Genomic DNA, 26,092 nt, shown 5'->3' on the forward strand with positions numbered 1-26,092 from the left:
GATATCTCTTTGTATTTTTGGGACTATTCAATAATACTCTCTTTAAGTATAAGGGAGTACGCGATGAAAAAGTTAGTTTTACTTTGCACCCACCTAGCCGTGGGTGTTGTTGGTTTTGGGCTTGGTGTTTACGCCTTACCTATCTTAATTGAGCCTGATTCTCCATCTTCGAGTTCAGTTGAAGCTATCTCACAACAAGCTATTTATACGGGCGAATTTAGCAAAGATCGCCAAGACAGTGATTTCTTGCATTGGGGAGTGGGCATCGTCTCGGTGTCTGAAAGTGCGATTGCGTTTGAAGGCGAATTGGCTCCGGGACCTGACTACAAGGTTTATCTCTCACCTAAGTTTATTGAAACTGAGCAAGCCTTCAATGACAGCAAGAGTGAGTTACTTAAAGTCGGAGATGTGAAAACATTCGACCGATTTATGGTTGAGCTTCCCGAAGGTGTTGATTTTAATAGATTTAATACCGTAGTGATTTGGTGTGAAACTTTTGGCCAGTTTATTACTTCTGCCAAGATAAAATGATAGCCTAATAGCTGATATCAGCATGAAAGAGCGTTCTACAATTGAGTGCTTTTTCATAGCGCAGTTTTTCGCTAATCGTTGTAATGCTAAAGGGATAAGTAATGGAAAAGATGTGGCAAGTAATAGACTTTCTACTCACTCATAAGTTTATTTTTAGTGCTCTGATCATTTGCATTATTTTGATCATTCGCCGAATCACTTTGTCTCAAATTCGAGGTGATGTTGCTTTTCTAAGCGAAGACCAACGTAATTGGATGTCACGAACTAAGAACGGTACGGTTGCCGTGGTTGTGTTTACGATGTTTGTTTTATGGAAATCTGAAATCAGCGAATTTGCACTGTCGGTAACCGCTATTGCTGTCGCGATCGTTGTAGCCTCGAAAGAGATTATCTTGTGCTTCACTGGTTCAATTCAACGGGCAAGCTCACGTTCATTTCGAATCGGTGATTGGATTGAGGTAGGGAAAATAAGTGGTGAGGTGATAGAGCATAATCTGATGGCGACTGTGATCCAGGAAATTGATCTTTATCATGGGCAATATCACTTCACAGGTAAGACAGCAACACTACCCAACAGTATGTTTTTCACTTATCCCGTGAAGAACCTTAATTTCATGAAGCGGTACGTCTATCATAATTTTTCAGTGACGGTGAGGGACTTTGTCAACTTGTATCCTATGTTGCCAGATCTTACCGTTAAAATTGAAGAGCATTGTGAAGAGTTTATTGATGTTGCGCGTCGTTATAACGGTATGATTGAGAAACACGCAGGTGTCGATCTTCCAGGCTCAGAACCTCATATCCACATCACTAGCAGCCCTACGGGTGAGCAAGAAGTTCACTTTATGATTTTCTGCCCAACCGAAAAAGCGGTCCACCTAGAGCAAGATATTCGCAAAGATTTTATGGAAGCGTACGCTGAAGAGTTTCCTGTTACCGTTTAATCCTCGTTTTTGTGAATGAAATTAGCCGAATAAAAAGAAAGCCGAGAGCGATATAATCGACTCTCGGCTTTTTTGTCTGTTTCTAATCAATCGAGACTAGTCTAAGTCAGCAATTGGCAACCAATCGACTTGCACGCCAGCTTGCTCGAACATATCTTGGCTAACTTTGATTTTATCTCCCCAACGAGAAAGGAAGTCTTCACTTTGCTCAGGACAGTGAACCGCGGAGATACCCGTTTGGATGATCTTTGCAGCACAGTTTGGACAAGGGAAGTGAGTCACCCAGATTTCACAACTGTCTAAATCACGCTTAGCGAACAAGATTGCGTTTTCTTCTGCATGCAACGTTTTTAGGTATTTCATTTCACGATCATCAGTATCAGCACTATCAGATACGCCATGAGGGTAGCCGTTAAAGCCTACTGAAACGATACGGTTGTGTTTGGTGATGACAGCACCAACTTGAGTGGATGGATCTTTACTCCAAGAGCCAACCAGCTCTGCCATTTGATAGAAACGTTTAGCCCATTTTGAAATCATGAGAATTACCTTAAGTAATTAAATATGAATGCTTATGTTGGAAGATACATGATGTTAGTCAAAACACCTAGTTACTAAGCGCGAGAAAGGTTCATTTGAGGCAAATTTGTTATCTGTTTGTAAGTGTTTTATAAGCATCAGGTTGCCCGTTACACGTTGAAACACTTTTCAAGTGATAATTGATACTCCTCGGACATTTTAGACATTTGTGTTACGTAACTTTTATGCTGTTCAATTTCTCATTAGTGACGGTATAACCATGCGTAAAAAGTTAATCCTTACGGCTCTTGCAAGCTCTCTTATTCTTGCTGGGTGTGGGCAAGATGCTCAAAATGCCAAGCAAGCGCCATTACCTCTCGTAGCTGTACAGGATGTTAGCGTCGTTTCTCACCAACAAAGTAAGTCGTACATCGGTCGTATTGAAGCGGTTGAAGACACGGCAATTACTGCACAAGTCTCTGGCTACCTGCAAAGCCGCCATTTCAACGAAGGTCAAATGGTCGAAAAAGGGCAACTGCTTTACTCGATTGAGCCTTCATCATTTGAAGCTGAAGTCGCAAGTGCTAAAGCGGCTGTTGCTCAAGCTAACGCCAATCTTAAGAAGGCTGAGCTAGATTTTAACCGTGGTAAGAACCTACTTCCTAAAGGCAGTATTTCTCAATCGGAATTCGATGCTTTAACCGCAAACTTGTTAGGTTCTCAAGCACAGCTTGAAGCTGGTCAAGCTCAGTTACATGCTGCTAATGTTCAGCTTTCTCATACTAAGATTGTTGCGCCTTTCTCTGGACGTATTAGTGATACCAAAGTCAGCACGGGTGACCTGGTTTCTCCATCTTCCGGCATATTAACGACTTTAGTTAGCTTAGACCCAATCCATGCATCGTTCAGCATCAGTGAGCGTGAGCGTATCGAGCTAGGTATGGATCGTATTGAAGGTGACGGTACTGGTGACAGTGAGCGAGTGGAAGTTCAGATCATGCTTGAGAATGGTGAAGCGTTCGAACACCTAGGTCAGCTTGACTTCTTAGGTAACCGTATCAACCTCAATACTGGTACGATCGCGATGCGCGCGATTGCTGATAACCCGAATCAGCAACTACTTCCAGGACAACACGTTCGTGTTGATCTACGTGAAAAACAATCTATTGATGTAGTGACCATTCCTCGTCGCGCAGTGCAGACCGACCTCGAAGGTGACTTCGTGATGGTATTGGTTGAAGGCGAAGCTGAACCCGTTGCTGAGCGTAGAAACATCGAGATGGGTCGCCAGGTTGAAGGTGGCGTGATTGTTCGCTCTGGACTAGAGAGGGATGATGCGGTCATCACTCAAGGCTTACAGCGTGTACGTAATGGTATGTCTGTTCGTATTCAAGCTTCTGCTGACCAAGCTGAGTAAGGGGGCTATTTATGTTAAGTCGTTTCTTTATTCAAAGGCCTAAGTTTGCCCTTGTCATATCCATAATATTAACGCTGGCGGGTGCGATCTCTCTCGCTATCTTACCAGTGGCCGAATATCCAAAAATTAGCCCCCCATCGGTCAGTGTATCGGCATTCTACACAGGTGCCAGTGCTGAAGTGGTGGAACAGGCGATAGCTGACCCCATAGAAACGTCGGTTAACGGTGTAGAAGATATGATCTATATGTCTTCCAAAAGTGCGAACGATGGTTCATACAACCTTAACGTGACCTTTGATGTTGGTACTGATCCAGATATGGCTCAGGTCAACGTTCAAAACCGAGTGGCTCAAATCGAATCGAAGCTTCCACAAGAAGTTAGAATGGTAGGTGTAACGGTTAAGAAGCGTTCACCTGACCTGTTGATGGTATTGAATTTCTATTCGCCAAACGGTGAGTACGACGACCAGTTTCTTATCAACTACATCAACTTAAACGTTAAAGACCAGTTAGCGCGTGTTACTGGTATTAGTGAGGTGAATGTACTGGGTGGTGGTGAATACGCAATGCGTGTTTGGTTAGATCCTGAAAAAATGGCTAACCTCAATATCACCACCTCTGATGTGAATCGTGCGTTGGCAGAACAGAACGTTCAGGTAGCGGCTGGCCGTATTGGCGCAGCACCTTATAACAACGCGCAAGAAGTGCAGTTCAACTTGGTAACAAAAGGCCGACTAGAAACGGCTGATGAGTTTGAAAATGTAGTGCTTCGCGCAAATCAAGACGGTTCGACGGTTTATTTAAAAGACGTGGCGCGTGTTGAGCTTGGTAAAAAGTTCTACGATGGCAATGGTAAATACCGTGGTCAAGACGCTTCAATCGTAGCACTGTCACTTCAGTCAGACGCGAATGCGCTGGAAAGTGGCCAAGCGGTAATGGCGATGCTAGATAATCTAAGTAAGAACTTCCCTGAAGGCTTTGCTTATGAAGCGAGTTACGACACCACACTGTTCGTTGCTGAATCGATCAAAGGGGTAGTAAAAACGTTGATCGAAGCTATCTTGCTGGTTATTGCGGTGACGTACCTGTTCTTGGGTAGTGCGCGTGCGACCTTGATTCCTGTGGTCGCGATTCCCGTATCTTTGATTGGTACTTTTGCTGTTATGCAGATGACGGGTTTTACCATTAACACGGTAACCCTGTTTGGTTTGATATTGGCGATTGGTATCGTAGTCGATGATGCGATCTTGGTTATTGAAAACGTTGATACCACAATGGCAAAAGATCCAACGATTTCACCACGTAAAGCCACGCTTATCGCGATGAAAGAAGTAACGGGTCCGATTATTACGTCTACTTTGGTACTGTTAGCGGTATTCATTCCAGTCGCGATGCTGCCAGGTATTACCGGCATCATGTATCGTCAGTTCGCTCTGACTATCTGTATTGCAGTTGTTATCTCTTCTATTAACGCTCTAACGCTGTCACCAGCACTGTGTTCATTGGTTCTTAAACAGGGCGGTGGTAACACAGCACGTTGGTATCAAGCGTTTAACCGTGGTCTTGAATCCGTAACTAACAAATACGGTCAAGTTGCAGGTTTCTTAGTCAAGAAAGGCGTTCTGCTGTTCACTTTCTTCGTTGTTGCTTTGGCGGCTGTTACTTACTTCGCGAAAACCACGTCTACGGCATTTGTACCTCAAGAAGATAAAGGCATCTTGCTGGTTAACGTGCAGCTTCCTGACGCGGCATCACTGTCTCGTACAGAAGATGTCACCGAGCAATTGCTAGAGATGGTTGAGCAAGAACCGGGAGTTGATGGTGTGACACTGGTGAACGGCTACGCATTCATGACGGGCGCTTCTGCTTCGAATGGTGCGTCGATGTTCATCAAGCTTCACGATTGGGACATGCGTAACGCATTGGATGGTCAGCATTCTGCGCAGGCTATCTCACAACGTATTAATGGCCAAGCAGCGACTGAACTGCCTCAAGCTATTGTGTTTGCCATGGGGCCTCCTGCAGTGCCGGGCATGGGTGCAGCGTCTGGATTTGAGTTTGTTCTAGAAGATACATTAGGGCGTAGCCGAACTGACCTGGCGATGGTAATGAATGACGTGATTGCTGAGGCGAACAAACAGCCTGAGATTTCACATACGTTCAGTACTTTCCGTGCCAACGTTCCTCACTACTATGTCGATATCGACCGTGAGAAAGCACAACAGTTAGGTATTCCATTGTCGGAAATCTTCCAAACTCTGCAAGGTAATCTTGGTTCACTGTACGTGAATGATTTCACCATGTTTGGTAAGAACTTCCGCGTAACCATGCAAGCTGACAGTGAACACCGTAGCAGCATGGATGACCTACAACGATTCCATGTACGTTCGTCTAATGGCGAGATGATCCCGCTAAGTACGCTTGTGACTTACGACCAGATCTTTGAACCAGATGTCGCATGGCGTTACAACATGTACCGCAGTGCGGTGATTCAAGGTCAACCAGCGCCGGGTTATTCAAGTGGTGATGCGATTGCGGCAATGGAACGTGTAGCCGCAGAAGTATTACCTCAGGGTTATCAGTATGAATGGACAGGCATGGCTTACCAAGAAGTACTAGCCGGTAATCAAGCTATCTTTGCTTTCGCACTGGCTCTGATTTTCATTTACCTGTTTATGGTGGCTCAATACGAGAGTTGGACAATCCCGATCGCGATTATCTTAGTGGTACCGGTTGCAACCTTAGGTTCCTTCTTAGCGTTGAACCTGACAGGTACACCGTTGAACCTCTATGCACAAATTGGTTTGGTTCTTTTAATAGCCTTGGCCGCGAAGAACGCAATCTTGATTGTGGAATTTGCAAAAGTAGAGCGTGAAGAGAAAGACGCACCGATTGAAGATGCGGCGGTGAAGGGCGGTACGCTACGTTTCCGTGCTGTGAACATGACGTCTTGGTCGTTCATCTTAGGTATTTTCCCACTGATCTTCGCTGCGGGTGCCGGGCACGTGAGCCAGAACTCTTTAGGCATCTCACTGATTGGTGGTCTGCTATGTGTGTTACTGGCAGGTACGTTCTTAATACCAGGTTTCTACGCATTCGTGCAACGTAAGCGTGAAAAAGCACACGGTGGCAATACCAAGTTGATTCCACTCGATGATGAATAAACGAGTTATTCATATATAAAAATTAAGACTTAGTGTAGAGCTAGGTCTTTTTTATTCATATTTGGAATGGCAAGTCTTGTTTATATAACAAAATGTTTGTTATGTGACGGAACTAACACTCTAATTGGGGCTGTCTAATAAAATGATGTTTTATTTATAAGTGATTGTTTTAAAATTAAAAAACAAGGTTGAGCTAACGGTTGTATGCTCGAAAATGTTTGCACAATAATGTGAAGTGTTTCAAAATTAACGGATTGTATTGAATTTTTTGTGAATTGAGGTTCTGATGAAAGTCATTGATTTATTTAAACACCGAGGCGATAGCATGTCTTCGCAACACTCAGAGTTTATGCAATGGATGTCTCCAGCTCTTAGAGATTACTGGGACGACTTTCTTAATCGTACGCAAAATAGCCATTTCTTTGCGTGGGTTCGTGATCACCATAAACCTGCAGTAAATGAAGATACACCAGAGATGCCGATAGAACAGCCGATCGTGTTAAAGCCAGAAGCGCAGCTTGTGTTTGATGAGCTTAACCAGAAAATCGGGCAAGTCATTCATACTGGCGACTGGATCAATGTAAGTCAAGAGCGTATTAACCAGTTCGGGCTTGTGACAGAAGATATGCAGTGGATTCACACTGAGCCTACTAAAGCAGAAACAGATTCTCCGTTCAAAACAACTATTGCACATGGTTTTTTAACCTTGTCACTGCTTCCTAGACTGACTGACAGTGTTGACCCTGATAAGTCTCAATTCCCGACAGCGAAGATGGTTGTAAACATTGGTCTTAACCAAGTACGTTTCCCATACCCTGTAAAGTCAGGCAGTAACGTTCGTGCTAAAAGTACGCTAACAAAAGTGACGCCAATTAACAAAGGCCTAGAAATTGAACGCGAAATTCGTGTAGAGATCGAAGGCATTCGTCGTCCAGGTGCTGTTATCGTTTCGGTGATTCAACTTCACTTCTAAGCGATATCTATAGATTCCTAAATAAAGAGAGAGCGTAATGCTCTCTCTTTGTGTTTGTGCCATATCAAATCGATCTTGCCAGCATCATTAATAACATCACTAAAAGCATTTCGCTTACTTAATGCGTATGTAGCCGTACTCTTCGATAAGATCTTGCCCGCGTTTCGATGTCACGAATTTGATGAAATCTTGGCTTTCTTCAGAAACAGAGTCTGTTTTGTGCAGCAACAAGAATGGGCGAGCCAATTCATAGCTGTGGTTAGCAATGTTCTTAGATGTTGGCTCTACGCCTTCAAATGTGATTGCTTTAATCGAGCGGTCAACAGAACCAACAGAGATAAAACCAATGGCGTGTGGGTTATGGTTAACAATCGTTTTCACCATGCTGTTGCTGTTCACAACCAAGTTATTTGGGTTGATGTCAGACACTAGGCGGTCATTAATGATTTTCGTTAAACCAAGTAAGCTCTCGAAGCTGTAGCGTGAACCAGAAGACGCTTCGCGAGTCACAACTGCGATAGGTTTATCTGCTCCCCCTACGGCTTTCCAGTTAGTGATTTTTCCTTTGTAGATATCGAACAACTGATCGCGAGTAACGTTACTCACAGAGTTTGAACGGTTGGTCACCACGGCCAGGCCGTCAAAGGCAATTGGAAATACCGTCAACTTCTCGTTTTGTTCAAGCTCGGTTAAGTAGCGTGAGCTCATACCGATGTCAGACACACCTTTATCAACCATGGTAATACCAGCTGTGGAACCAATCCCCTGAACCGCAATATAGTTATTAGGGTGAGTCTTGTTGTACTCCTCAGCTAATACATCCATCACTCGTGACACCGAAGTGGACCCCGAAATATTGGTTTCTTGTGCAAAAGCGGCTTGAGAAGATAGGGCCAAGGACAAAAGAGAGGCAAGCGCGACTCGTAACATAAACAACTCCTAGTGAATAATATATGTAGAGCATGATAAGTCGGTTATGTGACGCTTTTGTGAAATTCCATTTGCTCGACGTATAGCTGTTTGCTTGATGAGTGATAGCTTTCTGGGTTTACGAAAGCAAGATTCGTTTCTGGGAGCAGGGCGGGTATTTTTATTGCGTTTGTTCGCTAAAATGTTTGTTGAGTCCTAAGCTAAGTAGAGGAATTCACTACTTAGAAGTTTCTATGAAGTTACAAGGGGTGTTATGTCCGTCATTCATATAGAGCGGAATCGTCTTTTAATTGGGGCTGAAAGGATCTGTACTTCTCGAAATTGCAGCTTACCCGTAGAGCTAGGCAAGTCTCTATATGAAGAGTGTGAGAGAGGTGTACTGTTTTCTCAGGCGTATTACTTGCTTGATTCATCTCATAGCTATTATATAAATGAGATCGCCCGCGTTACCTTTGATGAGTCGCTATCTTGTTGGTGGGTGACAGTGCCACTTGAAGATGATACGGAAACAGATTCAGTGAATTGGGGACCTTATCCCTATCTTCCTAAATCGAAGGATCTTGATGCAATTCTAACTGAAATAGAAAAAGATCCTAAATCGTACTTCTGGTCATAACTCTTTTGCTTTTTGATGGTGTAATGCCAGAGTGGAATTGTCTGCATAAGCTTTTAATTAAGACACTTCCAGCGAATACGTCCAGTATCATTTTTAGACTCACGGTTTTATTTTTTGCAGTTGTGCTTGCGCTATTACTGCTCGGAAATCTTTTGGTGTTTGACCGTGATGTGTTTTAAATGCGGTACTGAAGTGAGCTGCACTTTTAAAGCCAGACTCATAGGCTACTTGAGTAATCGACTTATTCGATGTTCTGAGTTGTGTTGTAGCATGGGCAATTCGCTTTATCTTCAGTAGATTTGAAAACGACAGATTTTCAGCAGACAAGCGGCGTTTCAGAGTGGCAGGGGACATCTCCATGTAACTGGCTAGTGATTCTAACGAAATGTTGTTTTCAATGTTCTGCTCGATGTAATGTATAACCTTTTGCACCACTGTTAAACTGGAAGCTCGTGCAATGAGGACTAGTAATGCAGGGTACTTCTCTACCATTAGGGATAATAGAGCCAAACTCAGTTGAACAAGTGCATAGTCATTTTGAGAAGCCGAGTCAGCAAGCGATATGATCAGCTCTTTTAAATGAAAGATCTCAGTGTCAGTTTGATTGAACTTAAGGTACTTGCCTGGAAGTTGAGCCGAGTCTAAATCGCTGAACTGATTGATGAAATTTTGGTAAATAGCCGAGTCAAAATCTAAGCAGGTTGCGCTGAATTCACCATTTTCAGTGTTAACTGTGATGTCTTTAATCTGACCAGAATTGTAAAGTGTGAAATCGCCAGCTTGTAACGAGGCTTCAGTGCCGTTAGGCAGCTTGAAAGAAATACTGCCCTTCGATACCATGAAGATACCGTTTTTTGAAATGGGGTAACGCTCCCGTTTTCTGGGGATAAAATTGCTAAACTGAGTAATAGTGATTGATGGCATAGCGTGCTTCTTTGAGGTTGTAATTTGATTGCTTTTTTAAGTATTGTTTAAGCATGAGACATTTACAAAAAAGGCGCTAACAATTAGCGCCTTTAGAAGGTTGAACTCAGAAGAATTTAAGCTTCTGTTCCATTGGTCGTTTCAGGTTCGTTAGGTAAGTCTGCAAAAACTTGAGTAGGTTTTGCTACTAAGTTACGGTTTTCCTGATTAACTTCAGAGAGAACTACTTCTAAAACGTCTCCCAGTTTGTATACCATTTCTTTATCGACAGATACAGTGCCCATATCACTGTTGCATTCGATTCTTTCTTTATTATCAATAATAAGAGAACCAGGGATAAATGCAGCGGCACCATTTTCGAGCAGGCGCACACGCATACCTGCACGGTTAATGTCGAAGATCTCTGCTTGGAAGCGAGTTTCATCTGCTGGAGCATTCGCTAGAGTACGAGCATATAACCAATCGCCTACATTGCGCTCTGCCATACCGTGGTGACGGCGGTGTAAGGCAAGCTCATCACCGATGGTTTCATCCGGTGTTTGAATTGGTGCTTTACCTAAAATGTGCGCTTTAAGCATACGGTGGTTAATCATGTCACCGTATTTACGGATTGGAGAAGTCCAAGTTGCGTAAATGTCTAAACCCATCGCGTAGTGCGGCGCAGGCTCATTGCTGATTTCGCTGTACGCTTGGAATTTACGAATACGGTTGTCGTAGTAGCTGTTGTCCAAAGAACCCAACCAACGACGTAGAGTAGCAAAACCTTCTAGAGAAACGATTTGCTCTTCAGTGAATGGTGTTTCCGTTTGCGGGTTTACTAGCTCAAGCACGTCAGCGACTTTCTCAGCCTTGAAACCAGAATGGCAGTTAAATACACCTTGGTTGAAGCTTTCTTTTAATACTCGACCTGCACAGATGTTTGCGCTGATCATAGACTCTTCAACTAACTTGTTCGCGCTACGACGCATGTCTGCATGAATAGCAACAACATCATTATCTTCGCTAAGTTCAAAGCGGTAATCGGGACGGTCAGGGAATACAACTGCGTTTGCTGAGCGCCAGGCTGAACGTGCTTGAGCGAATTGGTGTAAGTCAGAAACAATCGCAGCGATTTCTTCTGATGGTTGCCACTTCTCTGATGCGCCGGTTTCTAGCCAGTCTGATACGTTGTCGTAGGCAAGACGAGCGTGAGACTTGATGTTTGCAGCGAAGAAGTTGATGTCGTCGCCAATAACGCCATCTTTAGATACTGTTACTGTGCAACATAGAGCAGGGCGAATTTCATTCTCGATAAGAGAACATAGGTTGTCTGCGAGATCTCGAGGCAACATTGGGATGTTACGACCTGGAAGGTAAATCGTGAAACCACGCTCACGAGCTACTTTATCCATTGTGTCATCTGGAGAGATGTAAGCCGTAGGATCAGCAATCGCGATAGTCAGTTCAAAATCGCCGTTCTCTTTCTTTTTCGCGTAAAGTGCATCGTCCATATCTTTTGTGCTTTCGCCATCGATAGTCACAAAAGGTACGTGAGTCATATCTACACGTTCAAGATCGGCGTCATCATTGATCTGCCAGTTGTCGATGCCTGCAGGCTCACTGTTTGGCAGATCGTTCTGTGCCAGCGTAACCCACCAAGGAGCGATCTTATCATCAGCGTCTGTGATTTTTTCGGAGATCTGAGCCAGAAAGCCGTTGTCACCTTTTAATGGGTGCTGAACGATGTGAGCAACAACCCAGTCACCTTCTTTTAGCGTTTCAGGGTTTAATCCCTTCATTGCTTTCGCTTTAAGTTGCAGCTTTTTCAGTTGCGGGTGATCAGGAACAACGTTCAGTCGGCCTTTAAAAAGCTTAACTCGTGCGATGAAGCGAGTAAGACCTTGTTCAACCAGTTCCTCTGGCTCGGCTACTTCGCGTTCTTTCTCTGTACGAATGATGGCAATGACTTTGTCGCCATGCACACATTTTTTCATGTACGGAGGCGGGATGAAGTAGCTTGTTTTGCTATCGACTTCGAGAAAACCAAACCCTTTCTCAGTGGCTTTGATCGTACCTTCCTTTTTAGGGAGGGTTTCTTGGATTTGCTGTTTTAGCTGAGCGAGCAGAGGATTATCTTGAAACATCTTACTTTTATCTAACGAGGATACTTGAGCATACTATAATGATTGCGAGGCTCGATTACTACTTAAAGCCGAAGTGGGAGTGAATTAATTGCGCACTCATTTAAGTCTATCAATTTGACGATTGAAGCAAGCAGTGGCGAGATGTTCATCAAGTTTTGACGATATGGTAGCCAATAATGGTATAAAACCGAAAAATATGTGATGTATTTCAATTTTTTCTGGATTTTTTTATGCATTTAGGGAATAATCCGCCTCCCTTAGACGTCCCTAATGGCTTGAAGTGTTTTATTACTGCTTCGTAACTCTGAATGGAATCAGTATCTGATTGGATCAGTATTGGAATTGGTAGAGCTCCCGGGACCTTTTGTTTACTTATATATAGTGGGATCCCAATGTCCGAATCTGTAATTCAATTTAATGAATTAGCCCTAAACGATAACATTCTTTCAGCTCTTGATAGTATGGGTTTCGTTTCTCCAACTCCAATCCAAGCAGCAGCTATTCCTCTTCTTCTCGAAGGCCGTGACGCACTAGGTAAAGCACAGACAGGTACTGGTAAAACAGCTGCATTCTCTCTGCCTTTACTTAACAAAATCAACCTAAATCAACACAAACCGCAAGCAATCATTATGGCTCCTACTCGTGAGCTAGCGATTCAAGTTGCTGCGGAAATCAAAAACCTTGGCCGTGATGTTAAAGGCCTTAAAGTTCTTGAGATCTACGGTGGTGCTTCAATTGTTGACCAAATGCGCGCTTTAAGCCGCGGTGCTCACATTGTTGTTGGTACTCCAGGTCGTGTTAAAGACTTACTAACTCGTGACCGTCTACACCTAGATGAAGCGCATACATTTGTTCTTGATGAAGCAGATGAAATGCTGAAAATGGGCTTTGTAGATGACGTAACTTGGATTCTTGAGCAGGCTCCAGAAACTGCACAACGTGTACTTTTCTCTGCAACTATGCCTCCAATGGTTAAGACTATTGTTGACCGTTACCTACGTAACCCTGCACGAGTTGATGTTGCAGGTACTAATCACACCGTTGATAAAGTAGCGCAGAATTACTGGGTTGTTAAAGGCGTAGAAAAAGACGAAGCAATGTCTCGTCTTCTTGAAACTGAAGAAACTGACGCGTCAATCGTATTCGTACGTACTCGTCAAGACACTGAGCGTCTAGCTGATTGGCTATCTGCACGTGGTTTCAAAGCTGCTGCACTGCACGGTGATATTCCTCAGTCTCTACGTGAGCGCACTGTTGATCACATCAAACAAGGTGTTATCGACATCCTAGTTGCAACTGACGTTGTAGCACGTGGTCTTGATGTTCCACGTATCACTCACGTATTCAACTACGACATCCCATTTGATGTTGAATCTTACATCCACCGTATTGGTCGTACTGGTCGTGCTGGACGTAAAGGTAAAGCGATCTTACTCGTTCGCACTAACCAAATTCGCATGCTTCGCACTATCGAGCGCGTAACTAAGTCATCTATGGAAGAGATCCAACTTCCGCTACGTGATCAAGTTGCCGCAGCTCGTGTTGCTAAGCTTGGTGCTGAACTAGAAACTGAGAAAGAAAGCAAAGCAATAGAAAACTTTGCAGGTCTTATCTCTACGCTTCAAGAGTCTCTAGAAGTTGATGCTGCTACTCTAGCTGCAATGCTTCTTAAGCGTCAGCAAGGTAAGAGCCCACTATTCTACGTTGGCGAAGACCCAATGATCGCTGCTATTGAGCGTGATAAGAACCGTCGCAAAGAGCGTCGTGAAGATCGTGACAACGGCCGTGACGGTGGTGGTCGCAACTTCAATACTCAAGATTGGGATACTTACCAACTACAAGTTGGCCGTGAGCAAGGCGTTCAGGTTAAAGACATCGTTGGCGCACTAGCAAACGAACTTGGCCTAACTAAAGGTTCTATCGGTGCTATCAAGCTAGACCAAGGTTCTACTTACGTTCAACTGCCTAAAGCAATGAACTCAGAAACGGCTGGTAAGCTAAGCAAGCTTCGTATTCGCCAAAAAGAAGCTGGCGCTGTAGTTGTTGATTTCAACGACTTCCGTGAGCCTCGTCGTGGCGGCGGTGGTCGTGATGGAAACCGTGGTGGCGGTCGTGGTGGTCGTGATGGTGGCGGCTACCGTGGTAACCGTGAAGGCGGCAATCGCGAAGGTGGTAACCGTGAAGGTGGAAACGGCGGTCGTGGCGGCTACCGTGGTAATCGTGACGGTGCACGCGATGGTAACTCTGCTGGTGGACGTGATGGCGAACGTCGTTTCGACCGTAACCGTGGTGGCGATCACCGTGGTAACTTCCGTGGCGAACGTGGCCATGGTAACGGCAATGGCGGTGGTAACCGTGGTCGTCGTCCAGAGCGCAGCGAAGGTTAATTAACCTGTCTCTTAGACGCGTTAGTCTAGACCCTGAATTTAAAAGCCGAGCGTAATGCTCGGCTTTTTTGTGCCTGCTATTTGAACTTAAGCTTTGGTTGGTTCGATATATGTAGCCAGCTTACTTCAACTAAACTTCGCGCCTATAACTTATGTTAGCGCTTAAACTTAGCTGTATCGCGCTCTAAGCCTATACAGAAAGAATGTGCTACATGATAATAAAACAAAGAGTAAAGGCTATCTAAGCGACGTTACAGTGCATCTATTAGTAGAGTTGTGCTCGAAGGCAATCAAAAGAAGATCGGATCACTATTCTGAACTCCTGTGAGCTTTTTGATGTAAACACTGAGCAATTGAGAAATCGATCAACAAACTATCAGTAATGATAAGCAGACGAAAGGGAAGGGCGGTGTTTTCTAGGCGGGTTGCCTGTATTTGTTCGAGTTGCTCTAATTAACGGAATCAAGTTAAAAATAACGTGATCACTTGTTTTCGTCACCTGTTCATTAATTTTATTATTCAACTATTTTTTAATTTCCCTCTCGAAATAAATAGTTTTATGACTAAGGTCAACTTAATTGTGTTCATTTGGTGATTTTTTCAAAACAAAAGTTGAAAGATTCAAAAAATATTGAATAATGGACTTAACTAAAATTGAAGTAAACACTTCATCCAATTCGTACTGAAACAGGATCCATATCCAATGTCTAATTCGTTTGTTCTGGTTATTAACTCGGGTAGTTCATCCCTAAAATTTGCTGTAATCGATTCTGTTTCTGGTGAAGCAGTATTAAGTGGTCTAGGGGAGTGTTTTGGTCTTGAAGATGCTCGTATGAGCTGGAAATATCAAGGCGAGAAAACTGAGATTGCCATTCAAGGTGAAGATAACCACCACAAAATTGCCATTGGTAAATTGGTTGGTCTAATGGAAGAGTTGGGTTTCACTGCTGATATCGTGGCGATTGGTCACCGTATCGTTCACGGTGGTGAGAAGTTCACTCAGACTGTTCGTATTACTGAAGAAGTAACAAATGAAATTGAAAGTCTATCAGACCTAGCACCACTTCATAATCCTGCTGGTGCTATTGGCATCCGTGCTGCGATTGAAGCTTTTCCTTCTCTACCTCAATTTGCAGTATTTGATACGGCTTTCCACCAAACAATGCCACAACGCGCATTTACTGGTGCAATAGCAAAAGAACTGTACACAGATTTCGGTGTGCGTCGTTACGGTTTCCATGGTACTAGCCACTACTTCGTTAGCCGTGAAGCTGCAAAAATGCTGAATAAGCCAGTGGAAGAATCTAGTTTCATCTCTGTTCACTTAGGTAACGGCGCATCTGTATGTGCAATCAAAGACGGTAGCAGTGTTGATACTTCAATGGGCTTCACACCACTTTCTGGGCTAATGATGGGTACACGTTGTGGTGACCTAGATCCAGGTATTATCGAATATCTACTTAAGAAAGGTTGGTCACAAGAACAAGTATTCAACTCTCTAAACAAGGAGTCTGGCTTCCTTGGCGTGTCTGGCCTAACGAGCGATGCTCGTGGCATTATAGAAGCCATGGAGGAGGGGCACGAGGGTGCCAAGCTTGCATTTGAGGTATTTACCTACCGCGTAGCGAAGTACGTTGCATCTTACCTTGCAGCGCTAGATTCTCTAGACGGCATCATCTTCACGGGCGGCATCGGAGAGAACTCTTTACCAATTCGTCGCGAGATCCTAAATAACCTTAAGGTTCTTGGTTTTATTGAAGACGTTGTGGGTAATGAAGCTGCTCGCTTCGGTTCTGACGGCATCATTGCTAAGTCAGAAATGTTAGGTGCAGTAGCAATGGTTATCCCTACGAATGAAGAATTTGTGATTGCTCAACAGTCGGTAGAACTTCTGTAATAGAATCTAAGAAAATCAGATAATGAAAAGCGAGCCCAAGTGGCTCGCTTTTTTGTTTTATATGTTCGTTAAACCATCACGAGCGATACTTTCTTCATCTAGTAGTTCTTCCAGTTAACGAGGCTAAAGCTGACTTATTTATGCTCCTTTTTAAGTTAGTGCTTTTACCTTTAAGATTCTGCTACCAAAACTTTTCCACATCAAAAGTAATCTGAAAAAGTAAGCTGTGTTTAGATATCGTTGACGAGTTTGTTGAGTTTAAGCCGAAGGTTAACAGAACGGATTGAAACTGAGGTAATTCACAATCCCTTTCTCCTCCTTGACTAACTGCCAAGGTTTATGCAAATTTATGCTTAAATATTAGGAGACTATGTGGTTATTGTGAAGATCGTAAAACTGGTGTTGACTCTCTGTTTGGTTAGCACCGTCCATGCCGAAAATTATGTTGAAATTACAGATACGGGGGAGGCTTACTCAAATAAATACTATACAATAAATGATGGTAAAAAAGACGTTCCCAAGGAAATAAGGGGAGAACTTAATTCAAGAACTAATGAGTTTTATCATGTAGCGAAAGGTCATGTTGGTAAGTTGGTCTATACAATTAAGAAAAATGATCAAGCTATATCTATAATAGATGTGTTGGGTAATTACGTTTTACACAGCCAGGACGGATGTAAACCAGTAACGGAAGAAGATTTCAAAGTATTTAGAAGAGAAGTGCAACCATTACATAGCTTTTTTGGGTATGACGTAGGTGTTGATAGTTACCTGGACGTAATAGAGAATCTAAAGCAATCTAATATAAGGTTTGAGAAAAGATGGTTTACAGGTTCTTCGAAGAGACCAGTTTTATACGTTTATGATGATCCAAGAGCGCCTGTGATTAATGGAGTAAGAGTTAAAACTCATAAAATGCAGTTTATAGATGATAGACTTTACAGTATTGAATTTTGGTGGGAACCAGAGTCTAACAAATTATCAGATAAAAATAATTTTACGTCAGCTAAAATCTACGATGGCTTAATTGATGGGTTAAAAACTAAGTATTTGAAAGACAAATCAATAGAAAATAAATTTGCTATTGCTACTGACTCAATTGGTTATGGCACCGATATAGGGCATAATTTTAATCATTTTTGGTTAAATAATTCACAGCATATTACAGTGCAACGTTGGCATAACTACCCAAATATAAAGCTAACCTATAATTCAACTAGATGGTTTAAAAAAGCAAGAGAAATTAATAAGGAGTTAAATACTCAAGCTAAAAAAGATGAGGAAGAAGCAAAGGCTAAGAAAAATGCTTCGTCATTGTAACCTGCCTAACCTAGAGACTAAAACCGAAGTAAGGGCTTAAGCCTGTATGCTAAAGGAATGACTGAATAGCCACCGAGTCAGTAAGCCTTTATCTAGACTGCCACTGCTCTCCTAGGCGATTTTCGCCTATTCTTGGATTTCACCACCAAAACTAGACAGCGACTTTTCAATACCTAAAGTCATTCATGAACCGCTAAATTAGCAAAGCCACTGATACGTTTTTGTCCAGATACCTGCCAGAGACAATCTGTCTGACAGTTATTGCCCCACAGTTGTTTAAATGACGTGACTATTTGAATTTTATTCAAGCCACTTTTCATTACCAAGTTTAGCAATGAATGTGTGAAAAAATTGACCTAATGAGGTTAATTCGCTTCAAAGCGCTGCATGACAAATTCGATAAATAGGCGTACCCGCATCGGCAGATGATCCCGATCGCGATAGAGCATAAACAGTGTGCGTTCTTTGCTACGCCAGTTGGGCAATACATGGCTCATTTCACCCTGCGCGATCATTGGCAACGCAAAATAATCCGGTACATACCCGATCCCTAAGCCCGTCTTTATAGCGTGAGTTAGCATCACAATTTCATCCAATTCCAGTCTGACGCTTTTTTGCGAGTAATAGTTGAATTCTTCGCCACTCTCTTTGTGTATCAGTTGCCATGGTGTCATCGGATGGCAAATGATTGTTGGATGATCGCATAATTTGTCTGGTGTGATTATTGTCGAAATATCGTAATCAGGATGAGAGCACAAGATGAAGTGAATGTGTTTTAACTGCCGAGCAATCCAGTTATCGACTACTACGTTTCCGACACGAAAAACCACATCCATTCCTTCGGCTTCGATATCAATCAATGAATTTGATAGGTTCAGATCCAGCTTAATATCCGGATACTGAAGTAAGAAATCATAAAAAATCGTGCGCAGAAATTGCGAACCTGCGTTGATTGGCGCGGATATGCGAATTTTTCCCTGTGGTTGATGTTTATCTCGATGCAGGTCTTCGTCGATATTATCAAGTTCATCAAATAATAAGGCTGAACGTTGAAAGTATTGCTCGCCAGTACTGGTCAGGACAATCCGGTGTGCGTCGCGGTTGAGCAGGCGAAGTTGCAAATCGGCCTCTAACTGACGGATGCGGCGGCTTAAGGTTGAGAGCGGCATACCCAAAGATAGTGCTGCGTCTTTAAAACTGCCTGAACGTGCTACAGCACAAAAACAACGCAGATCGTCTAACGAATAATTAGGTTTCATAAATGGCATTTACCGTCTTAGTTTTGCTTGTTTATCTAACTATTGAAATCAATACACTAGAGAACACATTTTGACAAGTCATTCGGAGTGACGATGAAATTTGATTCAACTTTTAACGCAGCTGTTCTGCTCATTATCTGTACTTTCTTTTGGGGCAGTTGTTTTCCTATTGGTAAACTCGTATTAAACGAAGTGCACGCGCTGACACTAGTGTTCTGGCGTTTTATAATTGCGGCTTCGTGTCTGGCGATATACCTCAAAGCGGCGCGGATGCCCAAGCCTTACTTAAGTTTGTGGCAATGGTGTTGGGTCATCGCCGTTAGCGTTGTGGGCGTGGGTGGGCTCAATCTTTGCTTATTTACCGGATTAGCTTACACCAATGCGACAAATGGCTCGTTAATCATGGCGCTCAGCCCACTGATGACTTCGCTGATTACGTGTATTGCTTTGAGAACGCTGCCGTCTTTCGCCCAGTGTTTTAGTCTGCTAGTTAGCTTGACCGGCGTACTGATCGTAATCACCAATGGGCATCCGAAAGAACTGCTCTCAATGCAAATCAACCACGGTGATAAACTCATCTTTTGCGGCATGTTGGCTTGGAGTTTGTACACTTACTTCAGTCAGGGTATCAGTCGCTGGATGCCTGTTATTTCTTATACTTTTGTCGGTATGCTAAGCGGAGCGACGGTGATTGGTGCGATGTGCCTGGCATCGCCAGAAGTACTTCCGTTCACTGAGCTTTGGAATAGTAGCGCGTTGGGAGTATCGGAAGTGGTGTATATCGGAGTTTTTGGTACGGTTGCTGGTTATTTGCTGTGGTTAAATGGTGTGCGTCACCTCGGCTCGGCGAATGCTGCACTGTTTTTTAACTTTGTACCGATTTTCTCTGCGCTGACTTCATTTATGCTCGGACAGGCAGTCACTCCGTTACAATTGATCGGTATTGCGATTGTTATTGCAGGCCTACTGCTACCATGTATTAAAAGTTTAAACGCACGTCGCGAACCTGAACTTAATTTTAAATCAGGAACTTAATCTATCAATATACAAAGGCAGGAGGTCTCTTTTCCTTACCAAAAGCTATACGAAATTCTCGAATTATCTGCATCTTGATTGTGTAAGTGGTGCTGTCTGAGCATTAAGTTCTGTTCAAAGCTGTTTAGTTTTAGTTCTAATAATCATAATTTAAATGAAAGCATAAGAATGGTGTTATTTGAGGGCTTTAGATATTGAGGCTTAATTGCTCTCTTGTATTAGAATCAGGTGAGCTATTTATCGATGGCTTGAAGGTATCGGATAGGGTGTGAACAACACTGGATACTGTCGAGTCGACCACGAAGCGGGTAAGACAGGTTTCATCGAGACGGTCATAATAGAGAACCTGGTATTCTATTATGACCGTCTACTTGTTCTTATTGTTGTCCAAATCCGTGTTAGTAGGTGCAGTACTAATGCCTTGCAACCAATGAAGAGTTTGTGATTGCTCAACAGTCGGTAGAACTTCTGTAATCGAAGCTAAAGCCTGAGCAAGAAAAATATTGAAAAGCGAGCCCAGAAGGCTCGTTTTTTGTATCAAATTTTTGCACGGTTGTCCTATTTTACTTCTTCATCACCCCTGAATCTCAGTGAACAATGATTGATCAAAGAGCTTTGTTGTGTTGCTTCCTATTAGGCCTTTCAGCAACGGCTTTAGCATGTAGGGTTATGATTGCAGAGAAATGTGAAACGATGGCTAATATCGACTCTCTTCATTATTGCATGTGAAAGTATACACGTTCCTCTTTAGCCTATTTATCCTTTTATGACAGTCAAGGTGGATATGGATCTAGGCACTATCTCGCTGAGCGTGTTTATGGATTGTCGCCTGTCGGATATCGGCGGGGTCAAGTCACGCTCAATCAAAGTCCCAAGAAAAACCAACACTCACATCACCATCCTCATTCGACTGCATACGAGTCCTGATATCACTTTTCGGAAAGTGAGTGACGTAGCATTTTACATCTTGGTTTTTAGTCGAGTCTGGATGCGAGCCAAGCTGCTCTTTGCTTATCTGTGTGCATTTGTCTCCAGTAAAAGCATTTGATTCGGATGTCGCGTCAATAGCATAGGGGGAGTTTTCCCATGAGTTGTCGTTTGCGATCTTGTACTCAGTATCAAGGTTATCCACAAATATGCCATTGGCTATACTAGGCTCTGCGGTCATAAATAATGCAATGGATAGGAAAATGTGTTTTTTCATAATGGTCATTTTTATTCATCATTCTGTTTACTAAGGTGGTATATGTTAAGTAGTAGTCATAAAAAAATCAATAATAATTTATCGTTTTACGATAAATTATTATTGATTTTTATTTTTAACTGATTAGTATTGCTAAAAAGCTAATCAATTATAAGGTCTATCATGTCGAAACAATCCATCAGCAACTTTAGCCGTAAACTTCTTACTCTATTCTGGTTTTCTATAGTGTTTTCAGTTGTGCTGAATACCGTATTCTGGTTTAGCGCTACTATGTTCAATGCAGCATGGTTTAATGCCAGTTTTCCGATTGAAGTGTCACTCCCTTTATCTACAGGGCGCTCTTTGATCGGTTACTTCCCTAGCATGATTTCTACACTACTTACAGTGGCATTATTGTGGCAGTTAATTGTGCTATTTCGTTTGTACGAGAAGGGAATTATTTTTGAACTTCAGAACTCTGAGTGCTTTAAAAAACTCAGCTATCTATTAATTGCTACGCCGTTTGTTGAACTTCTGATGGACGTACTTCTTAGCTTAGCTCTATCTTTCAATGATGGTAATTGGAACATGTCGTTTACAATCGACGATAGCCATATAACTATGATGATCATCGGTTTTATTGTGAGAGTAATTGCAGTTGTGATGGAAAAAGCAGCCGTTCTACAAGAAGAAAGCGAGCTGACAATTTAGTATGGCGATTATAATCAATCTGGATGTCATGTTGGCAAAGCGGAAGATGCGATCAAACGAGTTAGCCAAGCTCATTGGTATTACTGAACAAAACTTATCCGTTCTCAAAAATGGGCGAGCAAAGGCGGTCAAATTAGCGACGCTGGAAGCTATATGTACTCATCTAAATTGTCAACCGGGAGACATTTTAGAATATGTACCGAATAGCCAAGAGGATTCACCATCGTGACGTATCGCTGATAAAATGAATCTCAAAGGTGAGGAGTTTCAACATCTCTTTACCTTTGTCTACTTGAGCCACTATTGCTCCCGAAGCAATGTATCCTTAACGTCGAAACGTATTCCTGTGCATTTCCGTATTAGTTTCTAGCGAATCTTGTCCATATTTATAGTGAATATCAATTTATAGTTATTCACTCATTCCAATCATTAGAAAACAAGTCTGCCTTACTTATAAGTAACAATACTTTACTTAATTCTTAACAAGCCTATTGACCCAATCACACCGTTCGATATTATGGACGTCTAGATATCTAAGTGTCTTTATTTTTTATATGGAGTGACCATGAGAAGCTGTAAAAAAATCGCAATATTGCTACTGGCATTAACATTTGTATTGGGCGTAACAGGATGCGAGAAAAAAGACGAATCGGTTATCAAAATTGGTGCAACGGTGGGTCCACATGCTCAAGTTGTAGAGGCGGTCGCTAAAGAAGCAGAAAAGCAAGGGATTAACATTGAAGTGGTTGAATTTTCGGATTATATCACCCCGAATGCTGCGTTAAGCGATGGAAGTATTGACCTTAATAGCTATCAACATCAGCCGTTCCTCGATAACTATAACGATAATCACAACAGTAATTTAGTCTCGATTGGCCGTTCAATTTTGATGCGTATGGGAGTTTACTCCAACAAATACACTGCACTTGACGCGCTCCCTGAGAATGCTCGTATTGCGATCCCGAACGATCCGACTAATGGCGGCCGTGGGTTACTGCTACTTGAAGATGCAGGATTGATTTCGTTGAAAGAAGACGTTGGCTTTAGCGCCTCTTTGAAAGATATCGTCGCCAACCCAAAAAACATTATATTTGTTGAAGTAGAGGCTGCTCAACTGCCACGTACACTTGATGATGTAGATGCAGCAGCAATTACTATGAACTATGTGATGTCTTCTGGACTTGACCCGAAGAAACAGGGGATTTACTTGGAACCCAAAAATGCACCCTTGGCGGTAATGGTTGTTGCTGCACGAAATGAAGATAAAAACAAAAAAGTGTTTGAAACAATCCTCTCGATTTATCACTCTAAAGAAATGAATGACTTCTTAGATGCTACCTTTAAAGGCACCATCGAAGCGGCTAATTAAGCCAGACAGCAAGGTCCATCTCATTGTGTAACAAAGCCGGGTAAGTCATGAGTGACTGGTAGATAAGGGTATGTACTGTTAGTAAGCAGAGCATGTGTCTAATGCTCTGCTTGCTATCTCATTTGTAAATGGTTGGATTCAGAGTCGCTATTTAATAATGTCAGCAACATTTGCGATTAAACGACCAAGTTCCTCCCATTTTTCGTCATCGATAAGATCTGATGGGATCATCCATGTTCCGCCACAGGCAAACACGGCAGGAAGGGCTAGATAGTCATTGACATTTTTAGGGCTAATCCCGCCCGTTGGCATAAAGCTTACAGGATAAACCGCTGTGAGTGCTTTTAGCATATTCACACCGCCTGAAGGCTCAGCTGGAAAGAATTTTAATGTATCGAGGCCGAGTTCTATAGCTTGTTCAACAAGGCTAGGGTTATTGACACCTGGTACGATTTGTACGCCACGCTGCTGACAGTATTTGATGGTTGTTGGATTGAGCCCTGGGCTTACCACGAAATCGACCCCCGCTTCTATTGACTCGTCTACTTGCTGAGTGGTGATGACCGTTCCCGAGCCGATTAGCATGTCAGGGTAAGCTTTGCGCATATTTTTAATCGCTTGTGGCGCGGCTGGAGTACGGAAAGTCACCTCAGCGCAAGGAAGGCCATTATCAACGAGAATTTTTGCGAGCTTACCCGCTTTACTTGCATCTTTAATAGTAATTACAGGGACGACTTTTATATCACTTAAACGTTGTTTAACAGTGGTCATGGCTTGTCCTTAGTCTAATCGAAGTTTGTCGAAATAATATGAATTAAAAAATGCCCTAACGCTATGATTAAATGCCATTTTTATTTAGAGTTGAACTCTGTTTATACTTAGGGATACCGACTAAATGCATACTTGGAATAATGCGATAAAAACAGCACTTGAACCTTTGGCAAATAGTGACAAAGCGCTACAGATGCAAGCTTACATGCGTCATCGGTTTCATTTCTATGGAATTCAGGCAACACAAAGAAGAGAGGTTTTGAAGCCTCTTTTTACAAAAGAACAGCTCCCCAATATCGCTGACTTACCTCGTATTATCAGAGAGCTATGGTTACTTCCTGAAAGGGAGTTTCAAATGGTTGCTGTCGACTTGCTCATTAAACGCAAAAAGCAGCTTCCAGAAACATTCTTAGCTGAAGTAGAGTGGTTGATCATAACGAAATCATGGTGGGACACAGTTGATTTGCTCGCTTCACACATTGTTGCCGCCCTGCATATCAACCATACTGCTCAAACTCAAGACTATATAAGCCGTTGGCGCGTCTCTGATAATATTTGGTTAAGGCGGTCCGCATTGCTTTATCAATTAAAGTTCAAACAGCAGACTAACGAAAGCCTTCTTTTTGAAGTAATCAAAGAAAATCAGGCTGATGAGGAATTCTTTATACAAAAAGCGATAGGTTGGGCATTACGGGAGTTCTCGAAAACTAACGCAAATTCTGTGGAGTCGTTTATTGACCAGCAAAACATTCAAGGGTTGGCAAGGCGAGAAGGACTGAAATGGCTGAATTGTGATGATTAGTTTCAATCCTTCATATGTAAGTCTTGAGATGATTTCCCTGATTCTTCGACCTAGATTGAATACTTGTCCCTCAGGGCCAATCACCTTATGCTTTTTACCAGTCAAACATTGAGGAATGTCAGCGAGGATTCACTGGCATTGCTACTAAATGTAATGTCTGACCCCTTACCGTGTTATACATGAATAACCTAATGATCCTGAGATCTTATCAACTTATCCTTGATTACTCTGCTTGTAACGGTCAAAAATAACAGCGGCTAGTAATATAATGCCTCGGACGACATATTGAGAAAACGGCGACATGTTAAGCAGGTTCATCGCATTTTCTACCGTTCCCAGAATCAATACCCCAGCAATAACATAGGACACTTTGCCTATGCCACCTTTGAGAGATACTCCCCCGAGCACACAAGCTGAAATGACGACCAATTCGAAACCTACGGAGGTCATTGGTTGACCACTTGTCATACGTGCTGCCAAAATAACCCCAGCAAGCGCTGAGATTAATCCTGACACGGTGAAAATGATCATCTTAGTTTTGACTACATTGACACCAGCCAAACGCGCCGCTTCTTCGTTACCACCTATCGCTAACGTATTGCGACCGTAAACAGTACGATTGAGAAGAAAAGCGAATAGAGCAAAAGTAATCATGGTCAGCCATATCGGTGTCGGAATTCCTAGGATGGATGAGTTGCCCAAAGCAAAAAATTTCTCTTCTGTGATACCTACTGCTCTGCCGTCGGAGATGATGTAGCCGAGACCACGAGCGATCTGCATGGTTGCTAACGTAGTGATTAACGCATTGATTTTCAGTTTCGCTATCACGAAACCGTTAAGTAGCCCAAATGCTGCACCAGACAATAAGCCAGCACCAATACCAAGTACCAAACTGCTCGTTGCATTAATTGCTACTGCGGTCACGACACCTGAACAGGCGATAATTGAAGCGACAGACAGGTCGAGATCACCGCAAGCTAAGCAGAACAGCATCGCACATGCCACCATGCCACTCATCGAAATTGCCAGACCAAGCCCTTTCATATTGATGAAAGTCGCAAAGTAAGGCACAAATAAGGCACATAGAATAAATAGGGCAGCGAACACGATCAGCATTCCGAATCGGTCCCAAATTCCGGCCAAATTAAAGGAGCGTTTTGCGTCCTGTGGTTCAAGAGGTTTTGTAGAGCTTGTTACAGACATAATAATATTCCTTA

At 42.7% G+C, this 26,092-nt stretch carries 22 protein-coding genes; 14 read left to right on the forward strand and 8 right to left on the reverse strand.

The annotated features are described in order from the left end of the window. Window positions 1-63: 63 nt before the first annotated feature. Window positions 64-531 carry a DM13 domain-containing protein gene (locus OCV24_RS17540; protein WP_046223106.1) on the forward strand — a complete coding sequence of 156 codons (468 nt, stop codon included), beginning with the start codon at window positions 64-66 and terminating at the stop codon, window positions 529-531. 101 nt (window positions 532-632) lie between these two features. Then, window positions 633-1,475 carry a mechanosensitive ion channel family protein gene (locus OCV24_RS17545; RefSeq protein WP_102507028.1) on the forward strand — a complete coding sequence of 281 codons (843 nt, stop codon included), beginning with the start codon at window positions 633-635 and terminating at the stop codon, window positions 1,473-1,475. 96 nt (window positions 1,476-1,571) lie between these two features. Here the strand turns inward: OCV24_RS17545 and OCV24_RS17550 are convergent, their stop codons facing one another. Then, entirely contained in the window at window positions 1,572-2,015 is a 444-nt protein-coding gene (locus OCV24_RS17550) for a dCMP deaminase family protein (protein WP_017058015.1), read from the reverse strand. A 259-nt stretch (window positions 2,016-2,274) separates the two neighbouring features. Between OCV24_RS17550 and OCV24_RS17555 the strand changes: the two genes are divergently transcribed. From OCV24_RS17555 to OCV24_RS17565, 3 genes are all read left to right on the forward strand, one after another. Beyond that, on the forward strand, window positions 2,275-3,411 hold the full coding sequence (locus OCV24_RS17555; RefSeq protein ID WP_150877424.1) for an efflux RND transporter periplasmic adaptor subunit: 1,137 nt from the start codon (window positions 2,275-2,277) through the stop codon (window positions 3,409-3,411). A gap of 11 nt (window positions 3,412-3,422) precedes the next feature. Then, a complete protein-coding gene (locus OCV24_RS17560) occupies window positions 3,423-6,575 on the forward strand; it encodes an efflux RND transporter permease subunit (protein ID WP_046223104.1) in 3,153 nt (1,050 codons plus the stop codon). A 286-nt stretch (window positions 6,576-6,861) separates the two neighbouring features. After that, window positions 6,862-7,548 carry a MaoC family dehydratase gene (locus OCV24_RS17565; RefSeq protein WP_017058018.1) on the forward strand — a complete coding sequence of 229 codons (687 nt, stop codon included), beginning with the start codon at window positions 6,862-6,864 and terminating at the stop codon, window positions 7,546-7,548. 114 nt (window positions 7,549-7,662) lie between these two features. Here the strand turns inward: OCV24_RS17565 and OCV24_RS17570 are convergent, their stop codons facing one another. Beyond that, window positions 7,663-8,478 (reverse strand): phosphate ABC transporter substrate-binding protein, encoded by an 816-nt coding sequence (locus OCV24_RS17570; RefSeq protein WP_017058019.1) that lies wholly within the window; start codon window positions 8,476-8,478, stop codon window positions 7,663-7,665. Window positions 8,479-8,731: 253 nt separating this feature from the next. Here OCV24_RS17570 and OCV24_RS17575 point away from each other — a divergent pair, with 253 nt between their 5' ends. Beyond that, window positions 8,732-9,094: a DUF3024 domain-containing protein gene (locus tag OCV24_RS17575; protein ID WP_017058020.1), complete on the forward strand. Its 363-nt coding sequence runs from the start codon at window positions 8,732-8,734 to the stop codon at window positions 9,092-9,094. A 99-nt stretch (window positions 9,095-9,193) separates the two neighbouring features. Here the strand turns inward: OCV24_RS17575 and OCV24_RS17580 are convergent, their stop codons facing one another. Beyond that, window positions 9,194-10,018 (reverse strand): helix-turn-helix domain-containing protein, encoded by an 825-nt coding sequence (locus OCV24_RS17580; protein ID WP_150877422.1) that lies wholly within the window; start codon window positions 10,016-10,018, stop codon window positions 9,194-9,196. A 116-nt stretch (window positions 10,019-10,134) separates the two neighbouring features. After that, window positions 10,135-12,141, reverse strand: a complete 2,007-nt coding sequence (gene rnb, locus OCV24_RS17585) for an exoribonuclease II (RefSeq protein WP_046223102.1) — start codon at window positions 12,139-12,141, stop codon at window positions 10,135-10,137. 308 nt (window positions 12,142-12,449) lie between these two features. On the opposite strand from rnb, the gene OCV24_RS17590 reads away from it, so the two are divergent. The 3 genes from OCV24_RS17590 to OCV24_RS17600 all read left to right on the forward strand — a co-directional run bounded on the left by OCV24_RS17590 (window position 12,450) and on the right by OCV24_RS17600 (window position 17,745). After that, entirely contained in the window at window positions 12,450-14,528 is a 2,079-nt protein-coding gene (locus OCV24_RS17590; protein ID WP_077681346.1) for a DEAD/DEAH box helicase, read from the forward strand. Between the two features lie 703 nt (window positions 14,529-15,231). Continuing rightward, entirely contained in the window at window positions 15,232-16,425 is a 1,194-nt protein-coding gene (locus OCV24_RS17595) for an acetate/propionate family kinase (protein ID WP_017058024.1), read from the forward strand. 372 nt (window positions 16,426-16,797) lie between these two features. Beyond that, window positions 16,798-17,745: a hypothetical protein gene (locus OCV24_RS17600; protein WP_137009296.1), complete on the forward strand. Its 948-nt coding sequence runs from the start codon at window positions 16,798-16,800 to the stop codon at window positions 17,743-17,745. A 365-nt stretch (window positions 17,746-18,110) separates the two neighbouring features. Here OCV24_RS17600 and OCV24_RS17605 read toward each other — a convergent pair whose 3' ends face one another. Then, window positions 18,111-19,013, reverse strand: coding sequence for a LysR family transcriptional regulator (locus tag OCV24_RS17605; protein ID WP_017058026.1), 903 nt, complete (start codon window positions 19,011-19,013; stop codon window positions 18,111-18,113). 84 nt (window positions 19,014-19,097) lie between these two features. Here OCV24_RS17605 and OCV24_RS17610 point away from each other — a divergent pair, with 84 nt between their 5' ends. Then, window positions 19,098-20,039 (forward strand): DMT family transporter, encoded by a 942-nt coding sequence (locus OCV24_RS17610; RefSeq protein ID WP_150877420.1) that lies wholly within the window; start codon window positions 19,098-19,100, stop codon window positions 20,037-20,039. Between the two features lie 859 nt (window positions 20,040-20,898). On the opposite strand, the gene OCV24_RS17615 is transcribed toward OCV24_RS17610, so the two are convergent. Then, a complete protein-coding gene (locus OCV24_RS17615; protein WP_046223261.1) occupies window positions 20,899-21,243 on the reverse strand; it encodes a hypothetical protein in 345 nt (114 codons plus the stop codon). Between the two features lie 162 nt (window positions 21,244-21,405). Here OCV24_RS17615 and OCV24_RS17620 point away from each other — a divergent pair, with 162 nt between their 5' ends. From OCV24_RS17620 to OCV24_RS17630, 3 genes are all read left to right on the forward strand, one after another. Continuing rightward, a complete protein-coding gene (locus OCV24_RS17620) occupies window positions 21,406-21,933 on the forward strand; it encodes a DUF2975 domain-containing protein (RefSeq protein WP_150877418.1) in 528 nt (175 codons plus the stop codon). Between the two features lies 1 nt (window position 21,934). Continuing rightward, entirely contained in the window at window positions 21,935-22,162 is a 228-nt protein-coding gene (locus OCV24_RS17625) for a helix-turn-helix domain-containing protein (protein ID WP_017058030.1), read from the forward strand. A 336-nt stretch (window positions 22,163-22,498) separates the two neighbouring features. Then, window positions 22,499-23,302: a MetQ/NlpA family ABC transporter substrate-binding protein gene (locus tag OCV24_RS17630; RefSeq protein WP_017058031.1), complete on the forward strand. Its 804-nt coding sequence runs from the start codon at window positions 22,499-22,501 to the stop codon at window positions 23,300-23,302. A gap of 147 nt (window positions 23,303-23,449) precedes the next feature. On the opposite strand, the gene OCV24_RS17635 is transcribed toward OCV24_RS17630, so the two are convergent. Then, entirely contained in the window at window positions 23,450-24,073 is a 624-nt protein-coding gene (locus tag OCV24_RS17635; RefSeq protein WP_017058032.1) for a bifunctional 4-hydroxy-2-oxoglutarate aldolase/2-dehydro-3-deoxy-phosphogluconate aldolase, read from the reverse strand. Between the two features lie 124 nt (window positions 24,074-24,197). Here OCV24_RS17635 and OCV24_RS17640 point away from each other — a divergent pair, with 124 nt between their 5' ends. Then, a complete protein-coding gene (locus tag OCV24_RS17640) occupies window positions 24,198-24,875 on the forward strand; it encodes a DNA alkylation repair protein (RefSeq protein WP_017058033.1) in 678 nt (225 codons plus the stop codon). A gap of 213 nt (window positions 24,876-25,088) precedes the next feature. On the opposite strand, the gene araH is transcribed toward OCV24_RS17640, so the two are convergent. Continuing rightward, window positions 25,089-26,078 carry an L-arabinose ABC transporter permease AraH gene (araH, locus tag OCV24_RS17645; RefSeq protein WP_017058034.1) on the reverse strand — a complete coding sequence of 330 codons (990 nt, stop codon included), beginning with the start codon at window positions 26,076-26,078 and terminating at the stop codon, window positions 25,089-25,091. Window positions 26,079-26,092: the final 14 nt, after the last annotated feature.

The sequence above is a fragment of the Vibrio kanaloae genome (genome assembly GCF_024347535.1).
In the GTDB taxonomy this organism is placed as follows: domain Bacteria; phylum Pseudomonadota; class Gammaproteobacteria; order Enterobacterales; family Vibrionaceae; genus Vibrio; species Vibrio kanaloae.

Bases quoted from the DNA above. Each gene is read 5' to 3' on its own strand.
- OCV24_RS17575 (WP_017058020.1), top strand. From the start codon at position 8,732: ATGTCCGTCATTCATATAGAGCGGAATCGTCTTTTAATTGGGGCTGAA.
- OCV24_RS17610 (WP_150877420.1), top strand. From the start codon at position 19,098: ATGAAATTTGATTCAACTTTTAACGCAGCTGTTCTGCTCATTATCTGT.
- OCV24_RS17590 (WP_077681346.1), top strand. From the start codon at position 12,450: ATGGAATCAGTATCTGATTGGATCAGTATTGGAATTGGTAGAGCTCCC.
- OCV24_RS17570 (WP_017058019.1), bottom strand. From the start codon at position 8,478: ATGTTACGAGTCGCGCTTGCCTCTCTTTTGTCCTTGGCCCTATCTTCT.
- OCV24_RS17635 (WP_017058032.1), bottom strand. From the start codon at position 24,073: ATGACCACTGTTAAACAACGTTTAAGTGATATAAAAGTCGTCCCTGTA.
- OCV24_RS17565 (WP_017058018.1), top strand. From the start codon at position 6,862: ATGAAAGTCATTGATTTATTTAAACACCGAGGCGATAGCATGTCTTCG.
- OCV24_RS17560 (WP_046223104.1), top strand. From the start codon at position 3,423: ATGTTAAGTCGTTTCTTTATTCAAAGGCCTAAGTTTGCCCTTGTCATA.
- OCV24_RS17540 (WP_046223106.1), top strand. From the start codon at position 64: ATGAAAAAGTTAGTTTTACTTTGCACCCACCTAGCCGTGGGTGTTGTT.
- OCV24_RS17545 (WP_102507028.1), top strand. From the start codon at position 633: ATGGAAAAGATGTGGCAAGTAATAGACTTTCTACTCACTCATAAGTTT.
- OCV24_RS17580 (WP_150877422.1), bottom strand. From the start codon at position 10,018: ATGCCATCAATCACTATTACTCAGTTTAGCAATTTTATCCCCAGAAAA.
- OCV24_RS17630 (WP_017058031.1), top strand. From the start codon at position 22,499: ATGAGAAGCTGTAAAAAAATCGCAATATTGCTACTGGCATTAACATTT.
- OCV24_RS17615 (WP_046223261.1), bottom strand. From the start codon at position 21,243: ATGAAAAAACACATTTTCCTATCCATTGCATTATTTATGACCGCAGAG.
- OCV24_RS17595 (WP_017058024.1), top strand. From the start codon at position 15,232: ATGTCTAATTCGTTTGTTCTGGTTATTAACTCGGGTAGTTCATCCCTA.
- OCV24_RS17555 (WP_150877424.1), top strand. From the start codon at position 2,275: ATGCGTAAAAAGTTAATCCTTACGGCTCTTGCAAGCTCTCTTATTCTT.
- OCV24_RS17605 (WP_017058026.1), bottom strand. From the start codon at position 19,013: ATGCCATTTATGAAACCTAATTATTCGTTAGACGATCTGCGTTGTTTT.
- rnb (WP_046223102.1), bottom strand. From the start codon at position 12,141: ATGTTTCAAGATAATCCTCTGCTCGCTCAGCTAAAACAGCAAATCCAA.
- OCV24_RS17640 (WP_017058033.1), top strand. From the start codon at position 24,198: ATGCATACTTGGAATAATGCGATAAAAACAGCACTTGAACCTTTGGCA.
- OCV24_RS17550 (WP_017058015.1), bottom strand. From the start codon at position 2,015: ATGATTTCAAAATGGGCTAAACGTTTCTATCAAATGGCAGAGCTGGTT.
- araH (WP_017058034.1), bottom strand. From the start codon at position 26,078: ATGTCTGTAACAAGCTCTACAAAACCTCTTGAACCACAGGACGCAAAA.
- OCV24_RS17620 (WP_150877418.1), top strand. From the start codon at position 21,406: ATGTCGAAACAATCCATCAGCAACTTTAGCCGTAAACTTCTTACTCTA.
- OCV24_RS17625 (WP_017058030.1), top strand. From the start codon at position 21,935: ATGGCGATTATAATCAATCTGGATGTCATGTTGGCAAAGCGGAAGATG.